The following is a 5,561-nucleotide window of genomic DNA, read 5'->3' as shown; positions in this document are numbered from 1 at the left end:
GAGCTCCGATTGAATATCGAATCTCGATGGCTGCATAGTCTTTTTTTACAGCTGTCTACTTGACGGGGGTAAGACCACATACCCATCAACTTAAGAAAACAGATCCACCCCAAAACAAAGAAATAAGCTTTTTATTACAAGTTAACATAAAATTTCGTTCTGGGGGTACTATAAAATTTTAGCTTGATGGCAATGGGGTGTACCCATAATAGACAAATTCCTTAATAAAAATAGATGAAATGATATTTATAAGTTCAATAAATTGTATCTGGAAATAAAAGTGAGTCTACACGTATCTCGGTCGAACCCCTATGCATTTCATCAATCATTCCCTTGACTCTCCATTTATAGTACTGTATAGTACTAATATGAAAAAAAATACACTTAGTAATAAAGATATTGCTCTGCAATCCGCTTTTACATTGTTTCTTACTAAAGGTTTTCTGGCAACAAGCATGGACGACATAGTCGCACGTAGCAAAGTTTCAAAAACGAACATTTATTATTATTTTAAGAGCAAGGAGGAGCTGCTGCTCGCTATTGTTAATCAGTTGATAGCACATTACGAGCAGCGAATTAATTATATTGTGTCTCAAACTGAGCTCACCGTTCAGGAGAAATTAGAAGCGGTACTCCACATTTTAAGCGATACTATTGAACAAAATAACTACCTTGGCGGTTGTCCTTTCCTGACTCTGTATACACAGACGCCTATTGACGCGGTTGAAATTAGAGATAGAATCAAGAGTTTTTTTGAAAAACAGCTGCATGGTGTTGAATTGATTTTAGCCCAAGGGATTGCACGACAAGAACTAAAGGAAGAGCTGCCCGTTAAACAAACAGCTATGTTGATTGTCTCCTCTATTGAGGGTGCTCTCTTCTTGGCTCAAGCTTCTAACAACCAAGATATGATCAAAAATTTATTTCCTGCTTTAGCTTCCATGCTAAAGTAATATTTTTAGATATATTAGTACTAGTTAGTACTATAAAATAATAAAGGAGTGTTTTTATTATGAAAATCTTCATGACCGGCGGAACTGGTTATATTGGACGTCATTTAATCGCTGAGTTAGCTTCTCAGCATCAGATTTATGCACTTGTACGTCAAAAAAATCGTCTTCTTACCATCATCAATCAACTGGCACCCGATCAACAGAACAACATTGTTCCTGTTATCGGTGATCTAACGCAGCCTCGATTAGGTTTAAGTGATGACAGCTACAAGCAATTACTTGCAACTGATCTAATTATTCATGCAGGAGGTCCAATGAATATTGAGTTGAACCTCAGTGAAGCTGAGCAGTCTTTCCTCGCCCCTGCAAAATCCCTTGCTCGGCTAGCACAGGATATCCATGCTGCAAAAGAATTAAAGCATTTTATCCATGTCGTAGGCTTTATGAGTCCCTATCATGAACAAAATGCATTGTTGGATCTAGATCATTTGCTGGACAATCAACCGCCTTATGAAAAAATGAAGTTTTTAGCCGACTCTTATATACGAAAATCTCTTCATAACATGAGCATTCCCTTATCTACTGTTAATCCTAGTGTAATCGTCGGAGACTCCTTCTCAGGGAAAACAGAACAGATTGGAGGCCTTAGCATCTTAGTCGATGCCGTAAGGCGAAATCTTATGTCGCTTGTTCCAGGCGGCGACGATTATTGGTTACCAATGGTTCATATTGATCATGTGGCTTCGTTTATTTCAAAACTTGCTAATACAGAAGGGTTATCAAGCAATACCTACTATCTTTTAGATTCTAAGCAAGAGAGTCCGTCGATCCGAACTTTCATCAAACTCATGGCACACGAATTGCAGACAACAAAGCCGTTAGGAACTATACCGCTTCCGTTATTGAAAACTGTGCTTAGAATGGGTGCTGGTAAGATGCTTGGTATTCCTAAAGAATCCATGAGTTTTCTTGTTAAGTCGGAATTCCCTGTTTACAGTAAATTAGAAATAGAACAAAGGAACGGCAGAAATTCATTCGTAGTTCCGTCCACGCTCCCTTTTATCATTAGTGATTTGGATTATCGGTTAAATCATTTAGGCCTGAATCAAAATGAGCAGAAAGATTTTAGTCAACGAAGAAGGGCTAACTTAGTTTCGCTAGAGAAAGATAGGAATAAAACACCTATTATTTTTCTTCATGGGACGTTCAGCAATGCTGATGCCCTTTTGCCCCTCTCACAATTTTTAAGCAGTTTAAATACTTGGTTCGTAGATTTACCTGGATTTGGGCGTACCCCTTATCACCATAATCCTTCTGTGCTAGAAGGCTATGTAGAGAGCATTTCCACTATGATCACTGAGTTGAACAGACCCGTTATATTAGTGGGGCATTCATTTGGCGGATTGATTGCGGCTCAAGTGATGGAACGGCTGCCCTCACTGATCAAACAACTCATTTTATTGCAGCCAGTACTGCATCCTATCCAACCTAAATATAGATTTCGACGTATTACAAGTTTCGTTCTAAAATATATGGATCCCGCCCGTTTGGAAAAAGAGCTACTTCAAGCCAATAGCTTCAGAACATCCAGTCAGTTATTGAGTAATTACGCTCATTCTGTGGTCCGTGATTTAAAATCCCCCCGTATACGTAAAACTAACGCTACGGTCATGTCTTGCTTAACTATATCAAAATCCATTCAGTTAAATCCCGAGACATGGGATAAGAGGAAAATTAAGATACTATGGGGAGCTTTGGACAAAGATCATCATGTCCCAAAGCAGTTTGAACACTTGGATATTACACGTATTCAGTACGGTCATCAGTTTCCTGTTGAATCTCCTGAACTAACTGCTCAATGGATTTCTCAAGCTGTAACAGTATAAAGGTTCTTTTGATAGTATTGATGGAGGTGTGGATTGTCAACACAAATTCAGACTGCTTTTTTAAGGGCTCGTTTTCTGAACTCAACTGGACTTAAATAACCTAAAGTTCCATGAACATGATGATGGTTAAACTGGTTCTGTTGCAAAGTTTGAAAAAAGCATAAACAGGTTGGTAAATGAAGAACAATGTTTAGGAAGTAGCTAGTAATTGTTGAAGTTCATTGTACGTTGAAAAGGCGGAGTCTCTTTGAAGACTTCGCCTTTGTTTATATAGGGCATGAATGGTTTCATAAGCGTGCAGATTTATTTTTTACTTTCCAAATTTGATAGATGGGATTGCCATATTCATGAATCCATCGCATGATGGTTGTTGGGTGCACTGAAATACCACGTTCTTTCAGGATTTCAGATACATCACGATAACCTAAAGAAAAACGGCAGTAGTAGCCGACAGCTACTAAAATAATATCTTTCTTGAATTGTTTTCCTTTAAAATATCTCATGTCTGATTCTCCTAGATCCTGTTTTCTAGAGTGTAGCTTCATGTAGAAAATTTTGCAACAGAACCAGTGCTCCGATACTTATTTTATTATATAAAAAATGGATATTTTGGTATAATTATCATATAGTAATAATTTAGGAGGAGCTTTATGCCAATCATTACATCATTATTATCACAATACTGGATAAGCTACAACCCGCTTTGAGTACAGTATTAAATCCAACTGACTATAAAAGTCTCATTATTGCTAGGGACAATGGGCTAAGTGTTCCTTTTTACTGGCTTAACACACACCCAGATCTAGTGATTATCATTGTCTAAATAATCAAAATTATATTAGGGATATCTATAATCAGTTGATTTTACAAGGTTTCTTTTCAAACTCTATATTTTTTATTATGAAAAAATATAGAAAACTTTTCTAAACATACATAAGTTTCCTGAAGATAAGGTTGTTTATGGTGTTATTACGGTAAGTATCATTTATTATTTGTTTGGATTATTGCTGGTTTTCGCCGAGAAAAGGAAGAAACAATTTTAAGAAAAAGTGGCTTACTTTATGCTGAAATTTGCTTAGTGTATATTTTCGTTAAAATGTTGAGCGGTACCCATGCCCATCAACTTAAGGATGTGTGGCGGTACCCCTTATATAAAACACTATCCTAAAATCTTTTCAAAAGTGGATGCCACGGGTGTACAGTTGTTTTAAATATTTTCCCAATAACAGCAGGATCAAGGTTAACAATTCTTGTAGCCTCATCAAGACTCTCTATTTCTAAAATAATCATGCCGCCAGCGTCATCCGTAAAAGGGCCTGCACCTATTACCTTATCAGTCTTTTCTCTGTATTCTCTCCAAAAATCTCTGTGTTTTTCCAAATCTTGCTCCCAAATTCTTTTTCCTTGTTCCCAATTTTCACCTTGCGTAAATAGGATAACAAAGTAGTTCATTTTAACATCCTCCTCTGTTCTATATTTATGTCCACTCTATCAATTCGACAGAAAAGTGGATTATCCTACAAAACAAAAAGCCATCACCGAAGTGATAGCTCTATAAGGGGTCACCATACATGCCCATCAACTTAGGAAATTTTAATACCCTCAAATACCAAAAAACGTTATCCTTTCTAAACAAGCTAAATTAGAAAGGATGACGTTTTCTTATGAATCTCTCGATTCAAGATGAACTACTACCATTTGCTGAAGAATTACAACGATATGTTACACCTGTATTCTTAGAAGAACTTGCAAGAGAAATCGGATTCATAAAGCGAAAACGTAAGTTTTCTGGATCAGACTTAGCTACTATTTGTATTTGGATCAGTCAACGGGTGGCAAGCGATCCCTTAGTCCGATTATATAGTAGGCTTCATGCTGCGACAGGTACTTTACTCAGCCCTGAGGGCTTAAATAAACGCTTAAATACAAAAGCAGTTTTGTTTTTACAACATATTTTTTCTTTACTGTTACAACAAAAAGTATGTGAACAAACGCAATTTTCTAATCATCTCTTCTCTTATTTTGGGCGAATTCGTATCCTAGATGCTACCTTATTCCAAGTGCCAAATGCTTTAGAGAATATATATCCAGGCTCTGGAGGGTGTGCCCAAACAGCTGGAATCAAAATTCAATTAGAATATGATCTGCACAGTGGGGAATTTCTTAACTTTCAAGTTGGGCCAGGAAAAAATAATGACAAAACTTTTGGTACAGAATGCTTAGATACCTTACGACCAGGGGATTTATGTATTCGTGATTTGGGTTATTTTTCATTGGAAGACTTAGATCAAATGGATCAACGAGGTACATACTATATTTCTCGTTTAAAATTGAATACGAATGTATATGTGAAAAATCCAAACCCAGAATGCTTTAAAAATGGTGCAATTAAGAAACAATCAGAATACATACAAATAGATGTGAAACAAATTTTAAATCAACTACAGCCTGGAGAAACATTTGAATTAAAACATGCTTATATCGGTGATAAACAACAGCTGTTTGCACGTGTTATTTTTAACCGACTAACAGAAAAGCAACTTCAAAAACGACAAGCAAAAATCGCGGAAAAAGAAAAATCCAAAAATAGAACGTACTCAGAGAAAAGTAAAGTTGTAGCGGGATTAAACATGTACGTGACGAATACACCTTGGGAATGGGTTCCGATGGAACAGGTACATGAGTTATATACTTTGCGTTGGCAAATAGAGATTGTCTTTAA

4 protein-coding genes and 1 pseudogene are annotated in these 5,561 nt (G+C 36.6%); 3 read left to right on the top strand and 2 right to left on the bottom strand.

What is annotated here, in order from left to right; translation table 11 throughout:
• Positions 1–368: 368 nt before the first annotated feature.
• Positions 369–953 (top strand): TetR/AcrR family transcriptional regulator, encoded by a 585-nt coding sequence (locus J4P91_RS28150; RefSeq protein ID WP_028402269.1) that lies wholly within the window; start codon positions 369–371, stop codon positions 951–953.
• Between the two features lie 59 nt (positions 954–1,012).
• Positions 1,013–2,839, top strand: coding sequence for an alpha/beta fold hydrolase (locus J4P91_RS28145; RefSeq protein ID WP_017150265.1), 1,827 nt, complete (start codon positions 1,013–1,015; stop codon positions 2,837–2,839).
• 296 nt (positions 2,840–3,135) lie between these two features.
• Here J4P91_RS28145 and J4P91_RS28140 read toward each other — a convergent pair.
• Together J4P91_RS28140 and J4P91_RS28135 are read right to left on the bottom strand one after the other, a co-directional pair.
• Positions 3,136–3,342, bottom strand: a pseudogene (locus tag J4P91_RS28140) (IS6 family transposase); the annotation flags it as partial.
• 661 nt (positions 3,343–4,003) lie between these two features.
• Complete coding sequence (locus J4P91_RS28135; RefSeq protein ID WP_017150446.1) at positions 4,004–4,291, bottom strand: YciI family protein; 288 nt, start codon at positions 4,289–4,291, stop codon at positions 4,004–4,006.
• A 212-nt stretch (positions 4,292–4,503) separates the two neighbouring features.
• Here J4P91_RS28135 and J4P91_RS28130 point away from each other — a divergent pair.
• Positions 4,504–5,561 (top strand): IS4 family transposase (locus J4P91_RS28130; protein ID WP_207996719.1); only part of this gene is annotated, 1,058 nt, incomplete at its 3' end.

Source organism: Bacillus sp. XF8, from assembly GCF_017498755.1.
Taxonomy (GTDB): Bacteria; Bacillota; Bacilli; order Bacillales; family Bacillaceae_G; genus Bacillus_A; species Bacillus_A bingmayongensis.
Note: the sequence above shows the minus strand (reverse complement) of the source record. Positions and strands in the feature narration are given on the sequence as shown.